At 75.6% G+C, this 24,916-nt stretch carries 18 protein-coding genes and 1 pseudogene; 11 read left to right on the top strand and 8 right to left on the bottom strand.

The genetic code is table 11. From position 1 onward, the window contains the following. Positions 1-109: 109 nt before the first annotated feature. Together ACGFI1_RS12700 and ACGFI1_RS12695 are read left to right on the top strand one after the other, a co-directional pair. Complete coding sequence (locus tag ACGFI1_RS12700) at positions 110-1,786, top strand: ATP-binding cassette domain-containing protein (protein ID WP_392785150.1); 1,677 nt, start codon at positions 110-112, stop codon at positions 1,784-1,786. After that, a complete protein-coding gene (locus ACGFI1_RS12695) occupies positions 1,783-3,624 on the top strand; it encodes an ATP-binding cassette domain-containing protein (protein WP_392785148.1) in 1,842 nt (613 codons plus the stop codon). The genes ACGFI1_RS12700 and ACGFI1_RS12695 overlap by 4 nt, the downstream gene beginning before the upstream one ends. Here the strand turns inward: ACGFI1_RS12695 and ACGFI1_RS12690 are convergent. From ACGFI1_RS12690 to ACGFI1_RS12675, 4 genes and pseudogenes are all read right to left on the bottom strand, one after another. After that, positions 3,556-4,080: pseudogene (locus ACGFI1_RS12690) on the bottom strand (response regulator transcription factor); the annotation flags it as partial. The gene ACGFI1_RS12695 and the pseudogene ACGFI1_RS12690 overlap by 69 nt on opposite strands. A gap of 285 nt (positions 4,081-4,365) precedes the next feature. Further along, the gene (locus tag ACGFI1_RS12685; RefSeq protein WP_392785146.1) at positions 4,366-5,319 is read right to left on the bottom strand and encodes an ornithine cyclodeaminase family protein; all 954 of its coding nucleotides are present in this window, start codon (positions 5,317-5,319) and stop codon (positions 4,366-4,368) included. Between the two features lie 32 nt (positions 5,320-5,351). Beyond that, a complete protein-coding gene (locus ACGFI1_RS12680; RefSeq protein ID WP_301175276.1) occupies positions 5,352-5,951 on the bottom strand; it encodes a histidine phosphatase family protein in 600 nt (199 codons plus the stop codon). A gap of 32 nt (positions 5,952-5,983) precedes the next feature. Beyond that, the gene (locus ACGFI1_RS12675) at positions 5,984-7,423 is read right to left on the bottom strand and encodes an FGGY-family carbohydrate kinase (protein ID WP_392785144.1); all 1,440 of its coding nucleotides are present in this window, start codon (positions 7,421-7,423) and stop codon (positions 5,984-5,986) included. A gap of 277 nt (positions 7,424-7,700) precedes the next feature. Between ACGFI1_RS12675 and ACGFI1_RS12670 the strand changes: the two genes are divergently transcribed. From ACGFI1_RS12670 to ACGFI1_RS12635, 8 genes are all read left to right on the top strand, one after another. Further along, entirely contained in the window at positions 7,701-8,489 is a 789-nt protein-coding gene (locus ACGFI1_RS12670) for a DeoR/GlpR family DNA-binding transcription regulator (protein ID WP_138635701.1), read from the top strand. Positions 8,490-8,556: 67 nt separating this feature from the next. Further along, positions 8,557-9,615 (top strand): NAD(P)-dependent oxidoreductase, encoded by a 1,059-nt coding sequence (locus tag ACGFI1_RS12665; RefSeq protein WP_392785142.1) that lies wholly within the window; start codon positions 8,557-8,559, stop codon positions 9,613-9,615. 55 nt (positions 9,616-9,670) lie between these two features. After that, positions 9,671-11,083, top strand: coding sequence for an FGGY family carbohydrate kinase (locus tag ACGFI1_RS12660; RefSeq protein ID WP_392785140.1), 1,413 nt, complete (start codon positions 9,671-9,673; stop codon positions 11,081-11,083). Between the two features lie 229 nt (positions 11,084-11,312). After that, positions 11,313-14,105 carry an alpha-L-rhamnosidase gene (locus ACGFI1_RS12655; RefSeq protein ID WP_392785138.1) on the top strand — a complete coding sequence of 931 codons (2,793 nt, stop codon included), beginning with the start codon at positions 11,313-11,315 and terminating at the stop codon, positions 14,103-14,105. Beyond that, positions 14,102-15,367: an ABC transporter substrate-binding protein gene (locus tag ACGFI1_RS12650; RefSeq protein ID WP_392785136.1), complete on the top strand. Its 1,266-nt coding sequence runs from the start codon at positions 14,102-14,104 to the stop codon at positions 15,365-15,367. Before ACGFI1_RS12655 ends, ACGFI1_RS12650 begins: the two co-directional genes overlap by 4 nt. Before the next feature lie 3 nt (positions 15,368-15,370). Next, complete coding sequence (locus ACGFI1_RS12645) at positions 15,371-16,321, top strand: carbohydrate ABC transporter permease (protein ID WP_386869662.1); 951 nt, start codon at positions 15,371-15,373, stop codon at positions 16,319-16,321. Continuing rightward, positions 16,318-17,145: a carbohydrate ABC transporter permease gene (locus tag ACGFI1_RS12640; RefSeq protein WP_240807377.1), complete on the top strand. Its 828-nt coding sequence runs from the start codon at positions 16,318-16,320 to the stop codon at positions 17,143-17,145. Before ACGFI1_RS12645 ends, ACGFI1_RS12640 begins: the two co-directional genes overlap by 4 nt. After that, on the top strand, positions 17,142-20,855 hold the full coding sequence (locus ACGFI1_RS12635) for a glycosyl hydrolase (protein WP_392785134.1): 3,714 nt from the start codon (positions 17,142-17,144) through the stop codon (positions 20,853-20,855). The genes ACGFI1_RS12640 and ACGFI1_RS12635 overlap by 4 nt, the downstream gene beginning before the upstream one ends. Here the strand turns inward: ACGFI1_RS12635 and ACGFI1_RS12630 are convergent. Further along, entirely contained in the window at positions 20,852-21,841 is a 990-nt protein-coding gene (locus ACGFI1_RS12630) for an ABC transporter ATP-binding protein (protein WP_138635695.1), read from the bottom strand. The two genes, ACGFI1_RS12635 and ACGFI1_RS12630, sit on opposite strands and share 4 nt — an antisense overlap. A gap of 323 nt (positions 21,842-22,164) precedes the next feature. On the opposite strand from ACGFI1_RS12630, the gene ACGFI1_RS12625 reads away from it, so the two are divergent. After that, complete coding sequence (locus tag ACGFI1_RS12625) at positions 22,165-23,220, top strand: S1 family peptidase (RefSeq protein WP_392785132.1); 1,056 nt, start codon at positions 22,165-22,167, stop codon at positions 23,218-23,220. Between the two features lie 90 nt (positions 23,221-23,310). On the opposite strand, the gene ACGFI1_RS12620 is transcribed toward ACGFI1_RS12625, so the two are convergent. From ACGFI1_RS12620 to ACGFI1_RS12610, 3 genes are read right to left on the bottom strand one after another with little or no spacing between them, the layout of a single operon-like run. Further along, positions 23,311-24,048 carry a thioesterase II family protein gene (locus tag ACGFI1_RS12620; RefSeq protein ID WP_387070555.1) on the bottom strand — a complete coding sequence of 246 codons (738 nt, stop codon included), beginning with the start codon at positions 24,046-24,048 and terminating at the stop codon, positions 23,311-23,313. Continuing rightward, a complete protein-coding gene (locus tag ACGFI1_RS12615; protein WP_364550960.1) occupies positions 24,045-24,704 on the bottom strand; it encodes a GNAT family N-acetyltransferase in 660 nt (219 codons plus the stop codon). Before ACGFI1_RS12615 ends, ACGFI1_RS12620 begins: the two co-directional genes overlap by 4 nt. After that, positions 24,697-24,906, bottom strand: a complete 210-nt coding sequence (locus ACGFI1_RS12610) for an MbtH family protein (protein ID WP_138635693.1) — start codon at positions 24,904-24,906, stop codon at positions 24,697-24,699. The genes ACGFI1_RS12615 and ACGFI1_RS12610 overlap by 8 nt, the downstream gene beginning before the upstream one ends. Positions 24,907-24,916: the final 10 nt, after the last annotated feature.

Genomic DNA, 24,916 nt, shown 5'->3' with positions numbered 1-24,916 from the left:
TCCCCCACCGCCCCCCCCCCCCCCCCCGCGCCCCCGCCGCCCCGCCCCCCCCCCCCCCCCCCCCCCCCCCCCCCCCCCCCCCCCCCCCGCCCTCGGCATGGAGGCGACCATGACCGCATCCCCCGGCCCGGACCGGCTCCTGCTGCGCGCCGCCGGGCGCGCCCGCGGCTGGACGGCGCTCGTCGCCGCGGCGGCGCTGGCGGACGCGGCGGCGGCGCTGCTGCTGCCGTTCGCGCTGGCCCGCGCCGTCGACGCGGTCCCGCCCGGCGGTCCCCCCGCGACCGCCGCGCTGTGGCCGTGCGCCGCGCTCGTCGCGGTGTCCGCCGCCGCCGAGGTGCTGTCGGAGCTGGCGGCCGGCAGTGCCGCCGCCCGCGCGACGGCCTGGATCCGGCACGCCCTCGTCCGGCACCTGCTCGCCGTCGGGCCGGCGCTGCGCGTCCCGCCGGGCGACGTGGCGGGACGGGCGGTCGGCGGCGCCGCCGAGGCGGGGGTCGCGCCCGCCGCCGCGCCCGAGGCCGCCGCCGGGCTGCTGCCCGCCGCCGGCGCGCTCGCCGCGCTCGCCCTCATCGACTGGCGCCTCGCGGCGGCGGTCGGGGCCGCGCTGCCCGCGGTGGCGCTGCTGATGCGGGCGTTCGTCCGCGACATCACCGCGTCCGCGACCCGCTACCTGGCCGTGCAGGGCACGATCGCGGGCCGCCTCGCCGAGGCGCTCGGCGGCGCCCGCACCATCGCCGCCGCCGGCACCGCCGGGCGGGAGACGGCGCGCATCCTGGACCCCCTTCCCCGGCTCCGCGCCGAGGGCGAGACGATGTGGCGCGTCCAAGGCGGGGTCGCCGCGCGGGGCCTGCTGGCGCTGCTGCTGCTCCAGATCGCGGCGGTCGGCGCCGCCGGTGCGGAACTGGCGGCGGGCCGCATCACGCCGGGCGAGCTGGTCGCGGCCGTCCAGTACGCGGGGCTCGCCGCCGGGTTCGGGCCCGTCCTCACCCAGGTGCTGCGGCTCGCCCGCGCCCGCGCCGGCGCGCGCCGCGCCGCCGAGATCCTGGCACTGCCCGCGCCCGCGCACGGCCCGGAGTGCGCGCCGCCCGGCCCCGGCCGCCTGGAGTTCCGCGGCGTCACCGCGCGCGGCGCGCTGGACGGCCTCGACCTCACCGTCCCCGGCGGCCGGGCCGTGGCCGTCGTCGGCCGCGCCGGCTCCGGCCTCGCCGCGCTCGCCGGGCGCCTCGCCGACCCCGACCGGGGCGAGGTCCTGCTGGACGGCGTGCCGCTCCCCCGCCTCAGCCGGTCCGCGCTGCGGCGCGAGATCGGCTACGCGTTCGCCCGGCCCGCGCTGTTCGGCGCGACGGTCGGGGACGCGCTCGCGTTCGGCCCGTCCCGCCCGCCGGACGCGTGGCTGCGCGAGTCCGTGCGGGCCGCGCGCGCCGACGGCTTCATCCGCCGGCTGCCCGCCGGCTACGCCACGCCCCTCGCGGACGCGCCGATGTCGGGCGGCGAACTGCAGCGCGTGGGCCTCGCCCGCGCCTTCGCGCACGCGGGCCGCGTCCTCGTCCTGGACGACGCCACCTCCAGCCTCGACACCGTCACCGAGATGGAGATCACCGACGCCGTCCTGACCCGCTTCGCCGGCCGCACCCGCCTGATCATCGCGCAGCGCGCGTCCACCGCCGCCCGCGCCGACCTGGTCGCCTGGCTGGACGACGGCCGCCTCCGCGCCCTGGCCCCGCACGCCGACCTCTGGCGCGACCCCGACTACCGCGCCGTCTTCACCGCCCCCGAGGAACCGCGGTGAACGGCAGGCGGGAGGCGGCGCGGGTCCTGTGGAGGACGGTCGGGGAGGTGCTCCGGGCGCGGCGGCGGGCGGTGGCGCGGGCCTGCGCGTGGTCGGTGGTCGAGGTGGCGCCGACGGCGCTGTTCGGGCTGGCCGTCGGGCAGGCGGTCGACGCGTTCCGGACGGGCCGGACCCGCGACGCCCTGGCGTGGCTCGGCATGCTCGCGGCGGCGGCCTGCGCGGGCGCGGTCGGGAGCCGGCGGCTGTACCCGGCGCTGGCGGCGATCGTGGAGCCGTTCCGGGACGACCTGGTGCGGCGCGTCACAGCCGGGGCGCTGCACCGGTCGCTGCGAGGTCGGCCCGACACCGGGGCCGTGGCGCGGCTCACGCACCAGGTGGAGATCATCCGGGACACGTTCGGCGGGCTGCTCGTCGTGGCGCGCGGTTTCGTGTTCTCGGCGGGCGCGGCACTGCTCGGGCTGCTGGCGATGATGCCGGAGGTGGTGCTCCTGGTGCTGCCGCCGCTGGTGCTGGGGCTGGTCCTGTTCGGGGCGCTGTTCGGGGCGGCGGCCGTCCGGCAGCGGGCGCTCGTGGTCGGCGAGGAGGACATCGCCGAGCGGACGGCGGCGCTGGCCGAGGGGCTGCGGGACGCCGTGGCGTGCGGCGGCGAGGAGGCGCTGGAGGCGGAGCTCGGCGCGGCGGTGGAGGCGCAGGCGGCGGCCGGGCGCGCGGTGGCGCGGTTCGCGGCGCTGCGGGCGGTGTCCCTGGCGGTGAGCGGATGGCTGCCGCTGCTGCTCGTCCTGGCGGCGGCGCCGTGGCTGATGCGGCGCGGGGCCACGCCGGGGACGGTCATCGGCGCGCTGACGTACGTTCTGCACGGGCTCCAGCCCGCGCTGCGGACGCTCGTGCAGGGCATGGGCGGCAGCGGGCTGCGGCTGGCGGTGACGCTTGGGCGCATCCTGGAGACGAGCGCGCCCGAGGCGGTGGAGCCGCCGCGCGCCCCGGCCGTCGCCGGGGCGCCCGCGGTGGAGCTGCGCGGGGTGACGTTCGCCTACGGGCCCGGCGCGCGGCCGGTGATCGAGGGCCTCGACCTGGTCGTGCCGCAGGGCGACCATCTGGCGGTGGTGGGGCCGAGCGGTATCGGGAAGTCGACGCTGGCGGCGCTGATCGCGGGCCTCGCCGCACCGGGCGAGGGCGAGGTGCTCGTGGCGGGGCGGGCGGCGGGCGATCCGGCCGGGCGGGTGCTGATCCCGCAGGAGGCGTACGTGTTCAGCGGCTCCCTGCACGACAACCTCGCCTACTACGCGCCGGAGGCCGGGCCGGAGGAGGTCGGCCGGGCGGTGGACGCGCTCGGCGCCGCGGGCCTCGTCCGGGACCTCGGCGGCCTCGGCGCGCGGCTGGAGTCGGGCGCGCTGGCGGAGGCGGACCGGCAGCTCATCGCGCTGTGCCGGGCCTACCTCGCGCCGCAGCCGCTCGTCATCCTGGACGAGGCCGCCTACCGGCTGGACGCCGCCGCCGAGGCACGGGCGGAGGAGGCGTTCGCGCGGCGCGGCGGCACACTGATCGTCATCGCCCATCGGATCAGTTCCGCCGTGCGCGCGCGCCGCGTCCTCGTCCTGGACGGGACCCGCCCGTACCTCGGCCGGCACGCCGACCTGCCCGCCGTGTGCCCGCTCTACCGGGACCTCATCGGGCGGTGGGAGGCGGGCTCACAGCCATCCGGCCTCCTCGGCGATCCGGATGGCCTGCACCCGGTTCTGGGCGCCGATCTTGCGGTTGATGCGGGACAGGTGGTTGCGGACGGTGCCGATCGTCAGGACGAGGTCCTCGGCGATCTGCGCGGCGGAGGCGCCGCGTGAGGCGAGCGCGAGCACCTCGATCTCGCGCTCGGTGAGCGGGCTCTGCGCGGAGCCCAGTTCGGTGAAGGCCATGTCGGGGTCGATGACGCGGGCGCCTCCCGCCGCCCGCCGGATCGCGTCCACCAGGTCGCCGGGCGAGGTGCTCTTCAGCACCAGGCCGGACGCGCGCGCCGCCACCGTGCGCCGCAGGTCGCCGGTGCGGCGGCGGCCGGCCAGCAGGACGGTGCTGCATTCGGGGACGGCCTCGCGCAGCGCGCGGGCCGCGGTGAAGCCGTCCAGTCCGGGGAGCCCGACGTCGATGAGGGCGACGTCGGGCCGCTGACTGCGCGCGGTGCGCAGGACCTGGTCGCCGCAGCCGATCGCGGCGACGACGTCGAGGTCTCTCACCCCTTCGAACATCGCGACCAGCCCGCCGCGGAGGAGGGGTGCCCCCTCGGCGAGAAGAATCCGAATCATTTTCGTCTCCATTGGCCAGCCACCCACAGTGGCCCTGGAAAAACGTCATTACTGAACGCCATTCGAAGTCGCCGCGCACGGAGGGGGCCGTGCGGGTAATCGGGGTATACGGACAGCGCGAAAAAGAGGTTCCATCGAGTCACCTTGACGGAAGGCGGCCATCTTCTAACCGAGTGGAGTCAACACTATTCATGGCGTCATTGTAAAGAACCGGATAGATACGGATAGATACGGATAGAGCATTCCACGGTGGTGTATTCCGCGAAATCTCCGGCACACACCTGATCAGTGGAGGAAGTCGAACTCCATGCCGGCGCCGGCGGCGCGGGCCGCGCGGTAGGCCGCCCAGCTCAGCGCGAGGTCCTGCCACGGCAGCCCGACCGGCGCGTACACGGTGACCTCGCCGCGCCTCACCCGGCCGGGCACCTCGCCGCGCAGCAGGTCGCGGAGCGTCCCGGCGGCGTGCTTGACGTCCAGGCCCGCGCCGGCGAGCACGCCCATCTCGACCGCGAGCGGGACGTCGTCGACGACCACCCGGGCGCCCTCCAGCAGGTCGGCGCCCAGCTCGGCCTTGCCCGGCTCGTCCGCGCCGAGCGAGGTGAGGTGGGTGCCGCGCGCCACGTCGGCGGCGTGCAGGAGGGGGCGGCGCGCCCAGGTCGCCATGACGACGATCCCGGCGTCCCGGACGGCGTCGCGCGGGTCGGCGGCGACGCCCGCCGGCACGCCGAGCCGGGCGCCGTGCCGCTCGGCGAAGGCGGCGGCGCGGCCGGCGTCCAGGTCGCACACGGTGAGGCCGCTCACCTCCCGCAGCTCCGCCAGGCCGCGCATGACCAGCTCGGACTGCGCCCCCGCGCCGATGACCGCGACAGTGCCGGCGTCCAAGCGGGCCAGCGCGTGGGTGCCGAGCGCGGCGGCGAGGCCGGTGCGCCACGCGGTCACGGTGGCCGAGTCCAGCTGCGCCAGCAGCTCGCCCGTGCCGAGGTCGTGCAGGCAGACGACGCCGCGCAGCGCGGGACGGCTCCCGGGGAACTTGGCGTTGACCTTCACCGTGTAGGCGGGGATGTCCTGGACCAGGCCCGGCAGCAGCGCCGTCGCGGTGCCCTGGCCCGGCAGCTTCGCGACCGTCCGGTGCGCGGGCGTCCCGTCCGAGGCGGCGGTGAAGCCGCGGCGCAGCGCGTCGAGGCACGCGGCGGGGTCGAGCAGCGCTTCGAGGTCCGAACGGGTCAAAAGGAGCGTCACCGGACCATCTTCCCGTTCCCGACCCGGCGTGGCTACCCGGTGGGCACGTTGTAGGCCATGAGGGCCGCGGTGCCGCCGGTCACCCGCAGCTCGGTCACCGCGCAGTTGCGGACCTGCGGAAACACCGTGCGGTACGCGGACGGCGCGATGCCGAGCAGCCCGCACAGCGTCAGCCGCAGCAGCGTGTTGTGGGTCACCACGAGGACCCGCTCGCCCGAGTGCCGGGCGGCGATGCGGCGCAGCACCGCCGTCCCGCGCTCGACGGCCTTGCGCGGGTCCTCGGCCCCCGGGAACGCCCCGCGCACCGGGTCGGCGCGGAAGGCCGCCACCTCCGCCGGCGCCAGCTCGGCCAGGGTGCGGCCCTCGGCGGCGCCGAAGTCGACCTCGGCCAGGTCGCCGTCTATCGCGAGCGTCCGCCCGAGGGCGGCCGCCGCCGGGGCCGCCGTCGCCCGCGCCCGGCGCAGCGGCGAGGCCCACACGACGTCCACGCCGGCTCCTGCCGCCCACCGGCCGAGCCGCTCGGCCTGCTCCCGGCCCGTCTCGGTGAGCCCGACGTCGCTGACGCCCGCGTACCGGTTCTCCGCGTGCCACTCGGTCTCGCCGTGCCGGACGACGTACAAGGTGGTGCTCACGCTCTTCTCCCCCATGCTCTGCCCCATGTCCGCTACCCGTGCTCCCGTGCGTGGGCGGCCGCCTCGGAGGGTAGCCAGCCGCGGCGCTCCAGTTCGTCGACGAGCCGCCGGAACGGGACGGCGAAGCGCTCGGCCATGCCGGGGCGCGGCTCGACGACCGTGCGGATCCGCACCATCGACTCGGCGACCTCGGCCGGCGAGCGCCCCGGCTCGGTGCCGTAGGCGGCGAGGACCGCCATGCCGAGCGCGGCGTCGGCGTGCTCGGGGATCCGGGCCGGGCGGCCGAGGACGTCCGCGCGGAGCCGGCTCCAGTAGTCGCTGCGCACCGCGCCGCCGGTGAAGGTCACCGGCCCCTCGACGGCGGCGCCGAGCCCGCGCACGTAGGCCAGCGCCAGCCGCTCGACCAGCGCGACGCCCTGGAGGAGGGCCGCGTGCCGGTCGCCCTCGTCGCGGGGCGTGCCGAGCATGAAGCCCTCCGCCTGCGGCGCGAGGAACGGGAACCGCTCGCCGGGCGAGACCAGCGGGTAGGCGACCGCGCTCGACGGCTCGTGGCGGGCGGCCAAAGCGTCCAGCCGGGGCAGGTCCGCGACGCCCGCGAGGACGCCGCCGCCCACGCTGGACGCGCCGCCGGGCAGCCAGGCCCCGTCCGGCGCGCGGTGGCTGTACATGACCCCGGCCGGGTCGCGGACGGGCGCGTCCGACACGCCCTTGAGGACCAGGGTCGTGCCGAGCACCGAGTTCCACCGGCCGACCTGCAGGGCGCCCGAGCCGAGCTGCGCGGCGCACCCGTCGGTCATGCCCGCGACCACCGGCGTGCCCGCCGCCAGCCCGGTCTCCGCGGCGGCCCGCGCCCCGACCTCGCCGAGCACCGTCCCGGGCCGGACGACCTCGGGGAACAGGGCGGCGGGCAGTCCGAGCCGGTCGTGCAGGTCGCGCGGCCACCGCTCGCCGAGGAGGTCGTAGCCGGTCTTGAGCGCGTGGCTGGAGTCGGTGGCGACCGGCGTCCCGACCAGATGGGAGGTGACCAGGTCGGCCTGGTGGGCGAGGCGGGCGCCGGCGAGGCCGCCGGGCCGCGTGCGCGCCAGCCAGAGCACCTTCGCCAGCGCCCAGGACGGCTGGATGCGGTGCCCGAGCCGCTCCCACAGCTCGGCGCCCGCCTCCTGCGCGCGGCGGGCCTCGGCGGACGCCCGTGCGTCGTCGTACATGAGCCCGCCGGTCAGCGGCCGCCCGTCCCGGTCGGTGAGGAGCACGGTGCCGGAGGTGGAGCACACCGCCACGCCCCGCACCGCCTCCGGGGGCCGGTCGCGCAGCGCCTCCCGGAGGGCGAGGGTGACGGCCGTCCACCAGTCGGCGGGCCGCTGCTCGTGCCGCGCGCCGTCGCGCCGCCCGGCGAGGGGGGCCGACCCGCGGCCCGCCACCCGGCCGTCGGCGGTGACGGCGAGCGCCCGCACCCCCTGGGTTCCGACGTCCACGCCGACCCACACCGGTCCGGACGCGCCAGTTCGCACAGCACTCCCCCTAGTTTTATCGTTCTGGGATGTTAACTTATAGCGCCAGAGCATCGTAACAACCCCTTGTTATCGCTCCAATGGGGCTACGCGGACGCCGAGACGGGGTTGACGTGGTGGGTTCCGGTGCGACAAGCTCGATCGACCTGAGGTGATGGTTGTTAAGATCACGGACGTTGATATCGCCCGTGCGGGCGGCGGATCGCCGGTCCCCGGCGGGCGGCCGCGAGAGGATCGCAGCATGACGAAGGAGATCAGCGGCCGGCGCGGGCCGGACGCGCGCCGCCAGGCCATCGCCGACCATGTGCTGTCCGCGGGCTCGGTCACCGCCGGGGACCTGGCCGAGCGGTTCGGCGTGAGCCTCATGACGATCCACCGCGACCTCGACGACCTGGAGCGGCAGGGCATCGTCCGCAAGTACCGGGGCGGCGTCACCGCGCAGCCCTCCGGCGTGTTCGAGAGCAACGTCGCCTACCGCATGAAGTCGATGCGGCCCGCCAAGGACGCGATCGCCGCCAAGGCCGCCGAACTGGTGGAGCCCGGCATGGCGGTGATGCTCGACGACTCCACCACCACCCTGGCGCTGGCCCGCCGCCTGGGCGGCATCACCCCGCTGACGGTGGTCACCAACTTCCTGGAGACCACCAACCTGCTGGCCCGCGAGCGCGGCATCCGGCTGATGGCGCTCGGCGGGGAGTACGACTCGCTGCACGACTCCTTCCTCGGCGTCCCCTGCGTGGACGCCGTGACCTCGCTCCACGTCGACCTGTGCTTCGTGTCGACCTCCGCCGTCTCCGGCGGGTTCGCCTACCACCAGGAGCAGCACATCGTGTCGGTCAAGCGGGCCATGCTCGACGCCGCCGCGCGCAACGTGCTGCTGGTCGACCACTCCAAGCTCGGCCGCGTCGCGCTGCACCGGGTGGCGCCGCTGTCGGCGTTCGAGCGCGTCATCGTCGACGACGGCGCGAGCGGCGAGGTCCTGCGCGACCTGGACGAGCACAAGGTCGCCTACGAGGTGGCCGCCACCTGACCGCCCGGGCCCCGTGCCCGCACACCCGAGACCCCCGACGGGAGACGCCCCCCATGAGAGTGACGCGATGAGAGTCCTTGCCGCGGGAGACCGCTTCGTCCTGCCGGACCTGCTGGCCGGCGCGCTGGACGCCGAGCTCGGCGGGGCCGCCGAGGTCCGCCGGCTGGAACTGCCGTGGCCGGAGGTGCCGTTCGGCCCGGTGGCCGAGGTGGACGAGGCGTCCGGCGACGAGGACACCATGATCGGCGCGCTGGCCGGCATGGAGGCGTGCGTCACCCAGATGGCCCCCGTCACCGCCAAGGTCCTCGGCAACTCCCCCGGCCTGCGCCTCGTGGCCGTCGCGCGGGGCGGGCCCGTCAACGTCGACCTGGAGGCGGCGAGCGCGCACGGCGTGCGGGTCTGCTACGCGCCGGGCCGCAACGCGACCGCGACCGCCGAGTACACCGTCGGGCTGATGCTCTCCGTGCTGCGCCGCATCCCCGAGACCCACGCCGCGCTGGCGGGCCGCCGCGAGTGGGGCGGGCGCTACTACACCTACGAGGCGACCGGCCTGGAACTGGAGGGGACGCCCGTCGGGCTGGTCGGCGGCGGCGCCGTCGGCGGCCGGGTTGCCCGCATCCTGGAGGGCTTCGGCGCCGACATCCAGATCTACGACCCGTACCTGCCGGGCGGCGCCGACATGAGCGGTGTTCGAGGGGGGTCGACTCCCCACACCCCCCGGAGCGGCTTCGCCGCGAGTCTGGACGACCTGCTGCACCGCTCCCGCGTGGTCTCCCTGCACGCCCGGCTCACCCCGGAGAACCGCGGCATGATCGGCGCCCGCGAGCTGGCGCTGATGCCGCCCGGCTCGGTGCTGGTGAACTGCGCCCGTGGCCCGCTGGTGGACGAGGACGCGCTGTGCGACGCGCTGGAGTCGGGCCACCTGATGGGCGCCGGCCTGGACACCTTCGCCGTCGAGCCCCCGCCCGCCGGCTCGCGCCTGTTCGGGCTGCCGGGCGTCGTGATGACCCCGCACCTGGGCGGCGCGTCCCGCGCGGTGGCCGAGCGGGCGGCCCGCATCGTCGCCGCCGAGGTCGGCCGCCTGCACCGGGGCGAGCCGCTGGCGCACTGCCTCAACCCGGGCTGACCCGGCCCCGCCGCCGGGGAGCGGTCCCCGCTCCGAGCAGACGAGGAGGTCGACGATGTACGTCGGGATCGACGTCGGCACGTCCGTGGTGAAGGCCGCGGCGTTCGACGAGGACGGCCGCGCCCTGGCCGTCGAGTCGCGCCCGGCCCGCACGCTGCGCGGCGACGCCCGGGTCGAGCAGGACACCGAGGAGGTCGTCGCGGCCGCCCTGGAGGTGCTCGGCGCGCTCACCGCGCGCCGGCGGCCGCGGGCCGCCGGCGTGACCGGCCAGGGCGACGGCGTGTGGCTGGTCGACGGGCGGGCCCGGCCCGTCCGCCCCGCGATCTCCTGGATGGACGGCCGCGCCGCCGCGATCGTCACCGAGTGGACGGCGAGCGGCGTCGCGGCGGAGGTCTTCGCGCGCACCGGCAACGCGCTGTTCCCCGGCTGCCCGGCGCCGCTGCTCGCCTGGCTGGACCGGCACGAGCCCGCCGCGCTCGACGCCGCCGCCACCGCGGCCTACTGCAAGGACGTCGTGTTCCAGCGGCTCACCGGGGTGCGCGCCACCGACGCGAGCGACGCCTCGGTGCCGTTCCTCGATCCCCGCAGGCGCGACTACGATCCCGGCGCCCTCGCGGCCTGCGGGCTGTCGCACCGGGCGGACCTGCTCGCGCCGGTCGCCGCGCCGCTGCCGCGGGGCGTCCCGCTCGACGGGGTCCCGCTGCCGGCCGGTACGCCGGTCACGTCCGGCCCCTTCGACGTGCCCGCCTGCGCCCTCGGGGCGGGGGTGACCGAGCCCGGCGACGGGCTGCTGATCATCGGGACGACGCTGGCCTGCCTGGCCGTCGTGGACGAGCCCGCGCTGGACGGGCCGCCGACCGGGTTCCACTTCGCCACCGGCCACCCGGACCGGTGGCTGCGCGGCATGCCCGCGATGGTCGGCACGGCGGCGCTGGAATGGGTGCTGGCGCGGGTGGGCGCGTCCCACCGCGACCTGGACGCGCTGCTGGCCGCCTCGCCGCCGGGGGCGCGCGGCGTGCGGGTGCTGCCGTTCTTCTCCCCCTCGGGGGAGCGCGCGCCGTTCGTCGAGCCGGCGGCGCGGGCGGAGATCACCGGGGTCAGCCTGGAGACCACCACCGCCGACCTGGTGCGGGCGACCTGCGAGGGCATCGCCTACGCGGCGCGGCACTGCCTGGACGCCGCCGGGCTGCGCGGCGCGCTGTCGGTGGCGGGCGGCGGCACCCGCAGCGCGCGCTGGCTGGAGCTGTTCGCCGACGTCCTCGGCCGCCCGCTGCGGGTCGCCGCCGAGGAGGCCGGGGCCCGGGGCGCGGTGCTCGCGGGCGGCCACGGGCTGGATGCGGCGGCGTGGACGCGCCCCGCGTCGGTGCGCGACCCGGACGCGGCGCGGGCCGCCTTCCACGACGCGGAGTACCGGGACTACCTGGCGCGCGTGGAGACCGCTCGCGAGCGCTGGCGCGCCGGTTTATAACACTCGTTCACGTTGTTATCGCACCCTGTTCTACCGCACTCACGCGCGGGCGCACCTGCCTGAACATTCCCTGTCGCAGGCGGTGTGACCGTGGCAGATGCCGGAAACACCGGGATGCGCCAATGTGATCTACCTGACATCTTGACACCCAATCTCGGTATCTCTACGCTCCATCTCACATCGATAAGTGTTAAAACCGCATGACAACGAAACGAACGGAGGCGGAGGCATGAGCGGCGACCGCACCGCGGCACTGGCGCCCTACGGCCTTCGCTGCGCGCACCTGACCGAGCCGCTGGGCATCGACGAGCCCGCCCCGCTGCTGGCGTGGCGGCTCTCCTCCCCCCGGCGCGGCGACGCGCAGGCCCGGTACCGGGTGCGCGTCTGGGCCGTCCCCAACGGCGCCCCCGAGGCCGAGGCCGGGACGCAGGTCTGGGACACCGGCGAGGTCGCCGACCCGGACGCGGTGTCCGTCCGCTACGCGGGCGCGCCGCTGCGCCCCCGCACCCGCTACCGCTGGGAGGTCGCCGTCACCGCCGGGGACGGCGCGACCGCCGCCGCGGCCTCCTGGTTCGAGACCGGGCTGCTCGGCCCCGCGGCCTGGCGGGCGTCCTGGATCACCCACGACACCGGCGACCTCGACGTGGTGGACGCGCCCGAGGAGGGCGAGCTGGCCCTCGCCGACCACGGCCTGCAGCCCGCGATCCGGCTGCGGCGCGCGTTCCACGCCGGCGCCGCGCCCGTCCGCGCGCGCCTGTACGTCACCGCCCGCGGCCTGTACGAGATGCGGCTGAACGGCCGCCGCGCCGGCGACGCCGAACTCGCGCCCGGCTGGACCGACTACCGCGACCGCGTCGACTACCAGGTCCACGACGTGACCGCGCTCGTCGCCGCCGGCGAGAACGTGCTCGCCTGCACGCTCGCCGACGGCTGGTGGAGCGGCTTCGTCGGCTTCGACCCGCGCCGCCTCGGCGCCCACTATGGAGCGTTCCCGGAGCTGCTGGCGGAGCTGCACCTCGACCACGCCGACGGCCGCCACGAGGTCATCGCCACCGGCGGGGACTGGCACACCCGCCGCTCCCCCGTCCGGTACGCCGACCTGCTGAAGGGCGAGTGCCACGACCTGCGCCGCGAGACCCCGGGCTGGGACCGGCCCGGGTTCGGCGGCGCCGGCGACTGGCGGCCCGCGCAGGTCACCGGCGCCGACCACGGCCTGCTCACCGCGTCGGTGGCGCCGCCGGTCCGCGCCGTGGAGGAACTGCCCGCCCGCACCGTCACCCGCACCGGCGGCGACCGGCACCTGGTGGACTTCGGCCAGAACTTCGCCGGCCGCGTCCGCCTCCGCGCCCGCGGCCTGACACCGGGCGCGCGCGTGGTGGTCCGGCACGCCGAGGCCCTGGACGGCGACGGCGCCCTCTACACCGACAACCTGCGCACCGCCGACGCGACGGACGTGCTCATCGCGGGCGACGACCCCGAGGCGGTGTTCGAGCCGCGCTTCACCTACCACGGGTTCCGCTACGCGGAGGTCACGGGCCTCGCCGAACTGGACGCCGCCGACATCACCGGCGTCGTCCTGCACAACGACACCCCGTGGACGGGCGAGTTCGCCTGCTCCGACCCGGACGTCGAGCGCCTCTACCGGGCCATCCGCTGGGGGCAGCGCTCCAACTTCGTCAGCGTCCCCACGGACTGCCCGCAGCGCGACGAGCGGCTCGGCTGGCTCGCCGACGCGCAGGTGTTCCTGCCGACCGCCTGCCTCAACGCCGACGTCGCCGCCTTCTTCGACGGCTGGCTGCGGGAGGTCCGCGGCGCCCAGTCGCCCGGCGGCGCGTTCACGAACGTGGCGCCGCGCCTCGCCGGCGTCGCCGACGAGGGCGCCCCCGGCTGGGGCGACGCCGGGGTCATCGTCCCCTGGCACCTGTACCGCGTGTACGGGGACGAGCGCTTCCTGGAGAGCAACCTCGACGCCATGTGCGCCTGGGTCGACCACGTCCACCGGCACAACCCCGACCTGGTGTGGCGGTACCGCGTCGGGCCGCACTTCGCCGACTGGCTCGCCCCCGAGCCGACGCCGCGCGAGGTCGTCGCCACCGCCTACTTCGCCCGCAGCGCCGACCTCACCGCCCGCGCCGCCGAGGTCCTCGGCCGGCGCGACGCCGCGGAGCGGTACGGCGCGCTCGCGGCACGCGTCCGCGCGGCGTTCGCCGAGCACTTCGTCGCGCCGGACGGCCGGGTCTCCGGCGACACCCAGACCGGCTACCTGCTCGCCCTGGCGTTCGGGCTGCTGCCGGACGGCCTCGTCCGGCCCGCCGCCGACCGGCTCGCCGCACTGGTCGAGGCGGCGGGGCCCGGCACCACCACCGGCTTCCTCGGCGTGGGGCTGCTCGCCCCGGTGCTGGACGAGTGCGGGCGGCCCGACCTCGCGCACGCGCTGCTGCGCAGGACCGACCCGCCGTCCTGGCTGCACCCGCTGCGGCACGGCGCGACCACGATCTGGGAGCGCTGGGACGGCTACACCGAGGAGCGCGGCTTCCAGGCCGCGGCGATGAACTCCTTCAACCACTACGCGCTCGGCTCGATCGGCGAATGGCTCTACCAGGGCGTCGCCGGGCTGGGCCAGGCGGCCGGCTCCGCCGGCTACCGCGAGCTGCTGGTCCACCCCCGGCCCGGCGGGCTGGACTGGGCGCGCGCCGCCTACGAGTCGGTGCGCGGCACCGTCCGGACCGCCTGGTCGCGGGCGGACGGCGAACTGCGGCTGGAGGTCGGCGTGCCGCCGGGGGCCACCGCGATCGTGCACGTGCCCGCCGGCGATCCCGGCGGCGTGCGCGAGAGCGGGGTCCCGGTGGCCGACGCCGCCGGGATCGACGTCCTCGGCGCCGAGCACGGAACGCTCCGCTGCCGGGTGTCCTCGGGGGACTACCGCTTCACCGCGCCGGATCCGGGGGCCGCGCTCACACCGGCGGCCCCGGCCGCGCACAGCCATCGCGGCGCAGGGCCGCGATTCGAGGAGGACTCATGACATCGTCTACGGGGCTCAGCCGCCGCGGCTTCCTGGGGCTGACCGGCGGCGTCGCCGCCATGGGAGCGCTGGCGGCCTGCGGCGGGACGTCCGGTTCGGGCGGCGGCGGTTCGCTGCGGCTGGTCGGGGTCGCCGACCAGCAGAAGCCGCTCGACCTGCTGATCAAGGAGTACACTAAGAGCAAGTTCAACGCGTCCTACGCGCCCACCGACCAGGTGCAGACCTCGGTGCGCACGCAGCTCGGCGCGGGCAACGCCCCCGACGTGCACGTGGTGTACCCGGGCAACGGCTCGGCGATGAGCATGGCGCAGATCTCCCAGGCGGGCCTGCTGGCCGACCTGAGCGACCAGGCATGGGCGAAGCGGATCCCGGCCGGGCTGAAGCCGGCGTTCCAGAACGGCGGCAAGACCTACATCTACTCCGCCGGGTCCAGCGTCATCGGCGCCGTCTACAACAAGAAGGTCTTCCAGGAGGCCGGCGTCGAGCCGCCCACCACGTGGTCGGGGTTCCTGGAGGTCTGCGAGAAGATCAAGAAGAAGGGCAAGGTGCCGATCGCGCTGGGCGCGCAGACCCAGTGGGTGACCCAGCTGATCACCTACGCTCTCGTCCCGTCCACGGTCTACGCCAAGAACCCGAAGTTCGACGAGCAGATGCAGGCGGGGTCGGCGAGCTTCGCCGGCTCGGGCTGGGCGGACGCCTTCGAGATGTACCTGGAGCTGCAGAAGCGCGGGTACTTCAACGACAACCCCAACGGCACGACGTTCGAGCAGCAGACCGCCATGGTCGCCACCGGCAAGGCCGCGATGGCGATCCAGGTGTCGGCCGTGCTGCCCGACTTCCGCAAGTCCGCCGCCGACGCCGCCGACCTCGGCATGTTCCCGGTGCCCGGGGCCGACGACGCGGGCCAGGTGTGGATCCCGGCGGGCGTCGTCGTCGGCCTCGGGGTGAGCGCGCGCGGCAAGAACGTGGACGACGCCAAGGCGTTCATCGAGTTCCTCGGCGAGCAGCGGAACATGAACCGGTGGGCGGAGACCGTCGCCTGCGTGCCGCTCAGCCGCGACTCCACGTCCAAGATCGACCCGGTGCTGGAGCCGTTCCTGCCGTTCATCGACGGCAACAAGGCGGTGCCGTTCATGGACCAGGCGTGGCCGAACGCCGAGGTCCAGCCGGCCCACTTCGCGGTCGTGCAGGAGCTGCTGGGCGGCAAGACGTCGGTGAACGCGGCGCTGAAGAAGCTGGACGAGACCTACCGGAAGAACTGACCCGTGACCTCGACCACTCGCCCCGCCCCGGTGAAGTCCGCCGCGCCGCCGGGCGCGCCGGGCCGCCGCCGGCGGCGGGGCGCCCGCTTCCTGTCCCCGCCGTGGTGGTTCGCGGCGCCCGCCCTCGCCGTCTACGCGCTGGTGGTGCTCTACCCGAGCATCAGCGGCGTCGTGTACGCCTTCACCGACTGGAACGGCCTCGGCGAGCGCAGCTTCAACGGGCTGGACAACTTCACCCGGCTGTTCCGCGACGAGGCCGCGCGCGGCTCCCTGGTCAACACGCTGCTGCTGACCGTGGCGATCGTGTTCGTCCAGAACGGGATCGGGCTGCTGCTGGCGCTCGGCGTGCACGCCAAGATCAAGTCGCGGACCGTGCTGCGCGTGGTGTTCTTCGCCCCGGCCGTGGTCAGCCCGGTGATGGTCGCGTTCCTGTGGAAGTACATCTACAACCCGGCGCCCGGCGCGGGGCTCAACGGCGTCCTCGGCGCGGTCGGCCTCGGCGCGCTGCGGCAGGACTGGCTGGGCGACCCGTCGCTGGCGCTGTGGTCGGTCGCGGGCATGGTGATCTGGCAGTTCGCCGGGTACTCCATGGTGATCTTCCTGGCCGGGCTGGAGGGGGTGCCCGCCGAGCTGCACGAGGCCGCGATGATCGACGGCGCCGGCCGCTTCCAGCGGTTCCGCAACGTGACGTGGCCGATGCTGGCGCCCGCCGTCACGATCAACCTGATGCTGTCGACGATCGGCGGCCTCAAGCTGTTCGACCAGGTCTACGCCGCCACCAGCGGAGGGCCGGGGCACGCCAGCGAGACGCTGTCGACCGTCCTGTACAAGCAGGCGTTCGTCTTCGGCAACTACGGCTACAGCACCTCGATCGCGCTGGTGCTGGCGCTGTTCGTCGCGGCGGTGTCGATGGTGCAGATCCACTACCTGAGGGGCCGGGAGGTGAGCGCGTGAACGTGCGGTACGGGCTGCGGACGTTCGGGCTGGAACTGGTGATGATCGCGGTCGCCGTCGCCTTCCTGTTCCCCGTGTACGCCCTCGTCACGCTGTCGCTCAAGGACCAGCGGGCGGTCGCCGAGTCGCCGCTGGCCCTGCCGTCGGACCCGGCGCTGGACAACTACTCCGCGGCCTGGACGCGCGCGGAGCTCGGCCCGGCGCTGTTCAACAGCACGGTGATCACGGTGGTGAGCCTGCTGGCGCTGATCGCGATCGGCTCGTTCGCCGCGTACTTCCTGTCGCGGCAGGCGTCCCGGCTGGGCTACGGCCTGTACGTGCTGTTCCTGCTCGGCATCGTGCTGCCGTTCCAGCTCGGCATGATCCCGCTGTTCAAGCTGGTGGACGGGGCCGGGCTGCTCGGCTCCTACCCGGCGATGATCATCTTCTACACCGGGATCCAGCTGCCCTTCACGATCTTCCTCTACACGGGGTTCATCCGGGCGCTGCCGGCCGACTACGCGCACGCCGCGCTGATCGACGGCGCGGGCCACGTCAAGGCGTTCACCCGGGTGGTGTTCCCGCTGCTGCGGCCGATCACCGGCACCGTGCTGATCCTCAACGCGGTGTTCATCTGGAACGACTTCTTCACGCCGCTGCTGTACCTCGGCGGCTCGACCCGCGAGACGGTCCCGGTGAAGATCTTCTCCTTCGTCGGCCAGTACGTCTCGGACAACGGGCTCGTGTTCGCCGGGCTGGTGCTGGCCTCGCTGCCGATCCTGGCGGTGTTCCTGGTGCTGCAGCGCTACGTCATCAAGGGCTTCGCGAGCGGGCTGAAGGGATGAGCCCGGTGATTCCGGAGCGGCTCCGGGCGGTGCTGGACGCGCCGCCGCGCGCGTACTCCCCCGCGCCCATCTGGTGGTGGAGCGGCGAGCGGCTCGACCAGCGGCGGCTGCGCGACCAGCTGGAGCGCTTCGCCGCGGGCGGCGTGCACAACCTGGTGATCCTCAACCTGGCGCCGTCCGGCCCGATGTTCGGCTCCGACGCCGACGACCCGGCGTTCTTCACCGACGCCTGGTGGGAGCTGCTCGACGGGGTGTGCGAGGACGCCGCCCGGCTCGGGACGTCCCTGTGGTTCTACGACCAGCTCGGCTTCTCCGGCGCCGACCTCCAGGCGCGGCTGGTGCGCGACGCCCCCGGGTTCGCCGGGCAGTGGCTGGAGCCGGACGGCGGCACGTCGGCGCGCGGCTTCGACTACCTGTCGGCGGCGGCGTGCGCGGAGCTGCTCGACCGCGTCCACGGCGAGTTCGAGCGGCGGCTCGGGCACCGCTTCGGCAGCGTGATCGCCGGGTCCTTCCAGGACGAGCTGCCCGCGCTGCCGACCTGGACGGAGGGGTTCGCGGCGGAGTTCGCCGCCCGCCGCGGCTACGACCCGACCCCGCACCTGCCGGCCCTGTGGAAGGACGGCGGCGGCGCGGAGGCGGGCGAGGTGCGCCGCGACTACCACCTCACCCGCGCGGAACTGGCCGAGGAGGCGTTCTTCCGGCCGCTGGCCGAATGGCACGAGCGGCACGGGCTGCTGCACGGCTGCGACCAGCAGGACCCGGCCCGCGCCGGGCACCCGGTGGACGGCGTGCGCCTGTACGCCGACTACGCCCGCACGCACCGCTGGTTCGGAGCGCCCGGCTCCGACCACCACGGCGACGCCCGGATCCACGCGTCCCTGGCCCACCTGTACGGCCGGGACCGGGTGTGGATCGAGGCGTTCCACTCCAGCGGGTGGGGCGGGACGCTGGAGGAGACCTTCGACTGGCTGCTGCCGTGGCTGCGCGCCGGCGCGACCCTCTACAACCCGCACGCGGTCTACTACTCGACCAAGGCGGGCTGGTGGGAGTGGGCGCCGCCCTCGACCGACTGGCGGCAGCCCTACTGGCCGCACCACCGGGTCTTCGCCGACGCGGTCGCACGGCTGTGCGCGGCCCTGTCGCTCGGCCGCCATGTCTGCGACACGGCCGTGCTGTTCCCGACCGCGACCGCCCAGGCGGGCACGCGGCTCGACGGCGTGGACGCCTCCGCCGCCCTCGCCCAGGAGACGTACCGGGCGCTGACCGGCGACATGGCGTGGTTCCAGATGGTGCCCGGCGCCCTCGACCGGCTCCGCGTGGACGCCGACGTCGTCGACGACGACTCCGTCCAGCGCGCCGCGGTCGCGGACGGCCGGCTGAACGTCGCGGACGAGTCCTACGGGACGGTGCTGCTCCCCGCCTGCACGGTCCTCGAAGGCGAGACGGCCCGGCGGCTGGTCGCGCTGATCGAGGCGGGCGGCCGGGTGGTGGCCGTCGGCCCGCCGCCCCGGCACGGCGTCGGCGACCCGGGCGCCGGCGAGGCCGTCGCCCGGCTGGCCGGACTCCTGGAGACGGTGCCGGACGCCGCCGCGCTCGGCCCGGTGCTGGAGTCCGCGCGGCGGGTCGAGGCGCCGGTCCCGGCCCTGGTCCGCGAGGTGGACGGCGCGACGGTGGTGTTCGTGACGGCGGCCGAGTCGATGGCGTCGCGCGTGTCGGTCGGCCGCCCCGGCGAGCGCGGCATCGACCTCGGCTGGCTGGACGTGACCTACGACTTCGACCCCGGCCGCTACCACCGCGACATGCCGGTCCGGGTCCGCGGAGTGACGGGCCCGGTGTACCTGGTGAGCCCGTTCGGGGGCCCGCCCCGGGAACTGCCCGCGACCCCGGCGGGCCCGGACACGGAGGTCGTCGTGCCGTTCGACGACGGCCCCGCCGCGCTGCTGGTGTTCCCCGGCACGGGCTCCGGCATGGGCACGGCCCGTCCGGAGGAGGCGGCGGCGCCCGTCCCGCGCCGCCCCGCGACCGAACTCGACCTCGGCTCCACCTGGGACATGGAACTGGTGCCGACGCTCGACAACACCTGGGGCGACTTCGCCCGCCCCGCCGGTGAGATGGCGCCGCTGGAGCGCTGGCAGCTCTGGCACCGCGCGGACGACGACCCCGAGTGGACACCGGCCTACGCGACGTTCGGCCCGCACGGGCGCTGGTCCGCCGGGGGCGAGTGGCAGCCGGTCGTCTACTCCGACACCCGCGGCATCCGCAAGGACCCCGTCCACCGGCAGGTGCTCGGCCCGAAGGGGCACGTGCCCGAGGAGTTCCTCGACTTCGGCGACGTCGCGGCCGGTCAGGCGGTGGTGCTGCGCACCCGCGTGACCGTGCCCGCCCCAGGCGGCTTCCCCGTGCTCGGCTTCGCCGCCGCCAAGACGCTCCTCGTGGACGAAACCGAGGTCGCGCTCGACGACCGCGGCTACCTCGCGGTGGCCGTGGAACCGCTCTCACCGGGCGAGCACCTGCTGGAGATCCGCCTGGTCCCCGACGAGGACGTGCGGCTGCGCGGGCACGTGTCCGTCGCGACCGACCCGGCGCGCTGCGTCCGGCCCGAGTGGATCACCGCGGGCGGGGCCCCGCGCCCCGGCGCGCGGGTCGCCTTCACCGCCGGGCTGCCGGACGGCACCGGCCCGTCCGTCCTGCAGGTGGCGTCCGCGTCCCCGTGCCGCGTGCTGCTCGACGGGGCGGAGATCGGCCGGCAGGGCGGCTTCGACCCCTACGCCGAGCAGGCGGCGCCCCGCGTCGGCCGCTACGACCTGCCGGACGCGCCCGGCGCCCGCCTCACCCTCGTCCTCACCGAGGGCGGGAGCGCGGCGGCGGTGCTGGTGGACGGCCCGGTCGTGTCCGGCGCGGGCTGGACCGCGACCCGCGACGACGCCGCGGCGCCCGTCGTGCCCCGGCGGGCGCAGACCGGCGACCCCGCCGCCCTCCACCTGCGGCGCCGCCCGCATCCGCTGCCCGGCGCGCACTGGCTGGAGGACGCCCCGGGCGACGGCGCCGTCCTGCCCGCGGCCTTCGCCGACCCCGGCGCCGCGCCCGGGGCCGAGCGGCTGCGCTTCGCGGTGCCGCCGGGCGCGGCGCGGATGCGCTTCACCGCGCGGGCCGAGGTCACCGCCGTCCTCCTCGACGGCGTCCCGCTCCCCGCCGCGCACGACGGCGCCGGGCGCTTCGACCTCGAACTCCCCGGCGGCGCGCGGCCGGCCGCGACCGCCGAACTGCGGCTGCGGACCCGTCCGGAGCACCGCGGGGGCGCGGCGCTCGCGGGGCCGGTCGCGTTCACCGCCGGCGCGGGCACGATCGAGCTCGGCGACTGGGAGGACGCGGGGCTCGCCGGATACAGCGGCGGCGTCCGCTACCGGCGCGTCCTGGACCTGCCGGCGGCTCCCGGCGCGGCCGAACTCGACCTCGGCCGCGTCCGCGGCACCGCCGAGGTGGCGGTGAACGGGCGCGCGGCGGGCGTGCGGATCTGCTCCCCGTACGCCTTCGACCTCGGCCCCGCCCTGCGCGCCGGCCGCAACGAGATCGAGGTCACCGTCTACGGCACCCTCGCCCCCCGCCTCGACGACACGAGCCCCACCCACTTCGTCTTCGCGGGCCAGCGGACCTCCGGCCTGCTCGGCCCGGTCGTCCTCAGGACCTTCCCGGAGCGGCCCGCCCGCTAGGGGCGCCACTGGCGCTGCGCCGCCAGGGCGTCCCAGTCGTTGAGCCAGTCGCGGCCCTGCTCGTCGACGAACGAGCCGGGCGGCGGGGTGATGCCGTGCTCGCGCAGCCACGCGCCGGGGCGCCGCATCGCGGGACGCATCCGGCCGTCGCTCGGCATGAGCTGCGGCTGGATCGGCGCCGGCATCGGCGGGGTGCGCGGCTCGGCGGCGGTGTCGGCGGCGTCCCGCTCCTCGGCCATCCCGATGGGGCCCTCGCGGCGCGCGTTGAAGAACTGGTGCACCGCCGGGTGCGTGCTCGACAGCACCATCTCGCGCGGCCCGAACATGACCAGGCCGCGGCGGAACAGCAGGCCGAGGTTGTCCGGCAGGACGCGGGCGGTGCCGATGTCGTGGGTGACGATGAGGAAGGTGGCGCCGAGCTCGGTGTTGAGGTCGACGAACAGCTGGTTGAGGTAGGCGGTGCGGACGGGGTCGAGGCCCGAGTCCGGCTCGTCGGCCAGGATGATCTGCGGGTCCAGGACGAGGGCGCGGGCGAGCCCGGCCCGCTTCTTCATCCCGCCGGAGATCTCGCCGGGCAGCTTGTCCTCCGACCCGCTGAGGCCCACCATGTCCATCTTCTCCAGCACGATGCGCCGGATCTCCGACTCGCCCTTCTTGGTGTGCTCGCGCAGCGGGAAGGCGATGTTGTCGTAGATGTTCATGGAGCCGAACAGGGCGCCGTCCTGGAACAGCACGCCGAACTGGCGGCGCATCTCGTAGAGCTCGTGCTCGCGCAGCCGGGGGACGTCGCCGCCGCCGACGTAGACGTGGCCGCGGTCGGGGCGCAGCAGCCCGACGAGGTTCTTCAGGAACACCGACTTGCCGGTGCCGGACGGCCCGAGCAGCGCGGAGATCTCGCCCGCCGGGATCGTGAGCGACACGTCCTCCCAGATGACCTGCCGCCCGAACGACTTCCGCAGTCCTTCCACCCGGATCTCGACACCCATGGGGCACTCCCGTGCCGGGGAACCGGGGGGCGGGGGGATCCGCGTCGTCGGCCCGATCCCCCGTCATCCCGACTGTACGTGCGGAACGCCGCGCCGGGGAGGCCCAGTGGCCGCCCGGCCCATCCCGAAACATAATCGCGTTCGGTTTCCCGGGGTGCGGGCGGACGCGGCCCGACTGACCACGCGCACGCCTCCAGGGTGACAACGCGCGCGGTCGTAATTAGTCACCTTCTGCGTCTTTCGTCCGCCTTGCCGGTCTTACACCATGTCCAAGACCTCCGGCGCACCACAAGGGTGCGCCAATCCCCCCGCTGGAGGCACAAGTGAACAACCGTCACAGGCGCGCCGCCGCCGCCGTCACCACGGCCGCGGCCGGTCTCGTGGCCGCCACCCTCGCGGCCGCTCCCGCCGCGTCCGCCAGCCCCGCCGCGCCCGCAGCTCCCGCGGCGCCCGGCACGCTGGCCACCTCGCTCGCGCACCAGCTCGGCTCCCAGTCCGCCGGCTCCTACCTCAAGGGCGGACAGCTGGTCGTCACGGTCACCGGCGCGCAGGCCGCGCAGGCGGTCCGCGCCGCCGGCGCGGTGCCGCAGACCGTGTCGCGCAGCGGCGCCGACCTGAACAAGGTCATGGCGGCGCTGAAGCGCGAGGCGACCGTCCCGGGCACCGCCTGGGCCGTCGACCCGGCGTCCAACCAGGTCGTGCTCAGCATGGACAGCACGGTCACGGGCGCCAGGCTCACGAAGGTGAAGGCCGCCGCCGCCAAGCAGGGCGCGGCCGTCCGCACCGAGCGGGTCGCCGGGAAGTTCCAGAAGTTCACCCGCGGCGGCGAGGCCATCTACACGGGCGGCGCGCGCTGCTCGCTGGGCTTCAACGTCCGGTCCGGCAGCACGTACTACTTCGTCACCGCCGGGCACTGCACCAACATCGGCACGACCTGGACCGACAGCTCGGGCCGGACGCTGGGCCGCACCGTGTACAGCAGCTTCCCCGGCAACGACTACGGGGTCGTGCAGTACACCTCGACGCCCACCGACACGCAGGGCAGCGTCAGCCTGTACGGGTCCGGCACTCGCGACATCACGAGCGCCGGGAACGCCGCGGTCGGGCAGACCGTGTACCGCAGCGGCAGCACCACCGGCCTGCACAACGGCCGGGTCACCGCGCTCAACCAGACGGTGAACTACCAGGAGGGCAGCGTCAGCGGCCTCATCCGGACCACCGTGTGCGCCGAGCCCGGCGACAGCGGCGGCTCCCTGTTCGCCGGGTCCACCGCGCTCGGCCTGACCTCCGGCGGCAGCGGCAACTGCTCCTCCGGCGGGACGACCTTCTTCCAGCCGGTCACCGAGCCGCTCAGCCGCTACGGCCTGAGCGTCTACTGATGCCGCCGCTCCCCGAGCGGACGGCACCGTGAAAGGGCGGGCCGTCCCCACCCGGACTCCGTGGGGGCGGCCCGTCCGCCGTGCCGGGGGTCAGCCGGCGGGCACCTCCAGGGTGCGCAGCACCTCGGCGATGACCTCCGACTGCCGGTCGGCGAGGTAGAAGTGGCCGCCGGGCAGCACCTTCAGCGCGAACCGCCCGTCGGTGGCCCGCGCCCAGCCCCGCGCCTGCTCCGGCGACACGTGCGCGTCGGAGTCCCCGACGATCGCGGTGATCGGGACCGTGAGCCGCGTCCCGGCCCGGTGCGCGTAGTCCTCGATCAGCGCGAAGTCGTTGCGCACGTACGGCAGGACGAGCTCGCGCAGCTCCGGCTCCCGCAACGCCTCCGCGTCGGTGCCGCCCAGCTCGACCATCTCGGCGACCACGCCGTCGTCGTCGAGGTCGGAGACGCGGCGGTCGCCGCCGCGGTCGTCCGGCGGCCGCGTCCCGGACGCGAACAGGTGCACCGGGGCGCTGCCGCGCTCCTGCAGCAGCCGCGCCACCTCGTAGGCCAGGACGGCGCCCATGCTGTGCCCGAACAGCGCGGCGGGACGGTCCATCAGCGGCGCCATCGCGCCGGCGATCAGCCGGGCGAGCTGGTGCGCGTCGGTGACGAGCGCGTCCCCCATCCGGTCGGCGCGGCCCGGGTACTGGACGGCGTGCACCTCCACGGCCGGGCTGATCTCCTTGGCCCACGGCCGGTAGAACACCGCCGACCCGCCCGCGTGCGGCAGGCAGAACAGCCGCATCGACGCCCACGGCCGCGTCTCGGCGCAGCGGAACCAGGTCACGTGATCAACTCCTCCTCCTCGTGCCGCCGGGAGGCCGTCCGGGGGTCGTGGGGCAGCGGCCACGGCGCGACCCGCGGATCCGGCACGAGCTTGGGCGCGGTCGTCTCCGCCGCCACCTTAAAGCCCCGGCGCCGGTAGTTCGCGATCGCGTTCGGGTGGTCGAGGCTGCTGGTGCGCAGCCACACCCGCGACGCGGGGCCCGCGTCCGGCGCCCACAGCTCGCCGCGCTGCCAGGCGCGGCGGGTGCACTGCTCCACGAGGTAGCCGCCGTAGCCGCGGCCGACGAACGCGGGCGTGAGGCCGAGCAGGTGGATCTCGGTGTCGCCGTCCGGCTGCGCCTCGATCTCGAAGAAGCCCGCGACGGTGCCCTCGGCCATCGCGATCCAGGTGGACAGCTCGGGGCGCTCGACCCAGGACAGCCACCGCTCGTAGGACCACGGGAAGCGGTCCGTCCAGCACACGCGGGCGCCGACCGCCGCGTACAGGGCGCGGTTGACGTCGGCGGACGGCAGCGCGGCAAGGGTGAACGTCATCTCGACGCCGGGCAGCGGCGCGGGGCGCAGGTCGGCCGCGTCCCGCATCTCCATCGTCCACTCGGTGACCGCGGCGATCTCCAGCTCGGCGCCCGGGGGCGGTCCCCAGCCCCCCTCACTCACCCATGGCCTCGATCAGGCTCTTCGGCCGCATGTCCGTCCAGTTCTCGGTGATGTGGTCGAGGCACGCCTGCCGGGTGTCCGCGTCCTTGGCCACGGTCCAGCCGGCGGGGACGTCGGCGAAGGACGGCCACAGCGAGTGCTGGCCCTCGCCGTTGACGAGCACGAGGTAGGTGCCGTCCGGGTCCTCGAAGGGGTTCGACATGGGGTTCCTT

The organism is Actinomadura geliboluensis (genome assembly GCF_043197915.1).
Classification (GTDB): domain Bacteria; phylum Actinomycetota; class Actinomycetes; order Streptosporangiales; family Streptosporangiaceae; genus Spirillospora; species Spirillospora geliboluensis.
This window is presented reverse-complemented; position numbering and strand designations above follow the sequence as displayed.

What these genes read in the sequence shown, in the direction of transcription:
- ACGFI1_RS12610 (WP_138635693.1), bottom strand. Translation starts at nt 24,906, where the DNA reads ATGTCGAACCCCTTCGAGGACCCGGACGGCACCTACCTCGTGCTCGTC.
- ACGFI1_RS12655 (WP_392785138.1), top strand. Translation starts at nt 11,313, where the DNA reads ATGAGCGGCGACCGCACCGCGGCACTGGCGCCCTACGGCCTTCGCTGC.
- ACGFI1_RS12700 (WP_392785150.1), top strand. Translation starts at nt 110, where the DNA reads ATGACCGCATCCCCCGGCCCGGACCGGCTCCTGCTGCGCGCCGCCGGG.
- ACGFI1_RS12665 (WP_392785142.1), top strand. Translation starts at nt 8,557, where the DNA reads ATGAGAGTCCTTGCCGCGGGAGACCGCTTCGTCCTGCCGGACCTGCTG.
- ACGFI1_RS12670 (WP_138635701.1), top strand. Translation starts at nt 7,701, where the DNA reads ATGACGAAGGAGATCAGCGGCCGGCGCGGGCCGGACGCGCGCCGCCAG.
- ACGFI1_RS12650 (WP_392785136.1), top strand. Translation starts at nt 14,102, where the DNA reads ATGACATCGTCTACGGGGCTCAGCCGCCGCGGCTTCCTGGGGCTGACC.
- ACGFI1_RS12630 (WP_138635695.1), bottom strand. Translation starts at nt 21,841, where the DNA reads ATGGGTGTCGAGATCCGGGTGGAAGGACTGCGGAAGTCGTTCGGGCGG.
- ACGFI1_RS12660 (WP_392785140.1), top strand. Translation starts at nt 9,671, where the DNA reads ATGTACGTCGGGATCGACGTCGGCACGTCCGTGGTGAAGGCCGCGGCG.
- ACGFI1_RS12635 (WP_392785134.1), top strand. Translation starts at nt 17,142, where the DNA reads ATGAGCCCGGTGATTCCGGAGCGGCTCCGGGCGGTGCTGGACGCGCCG.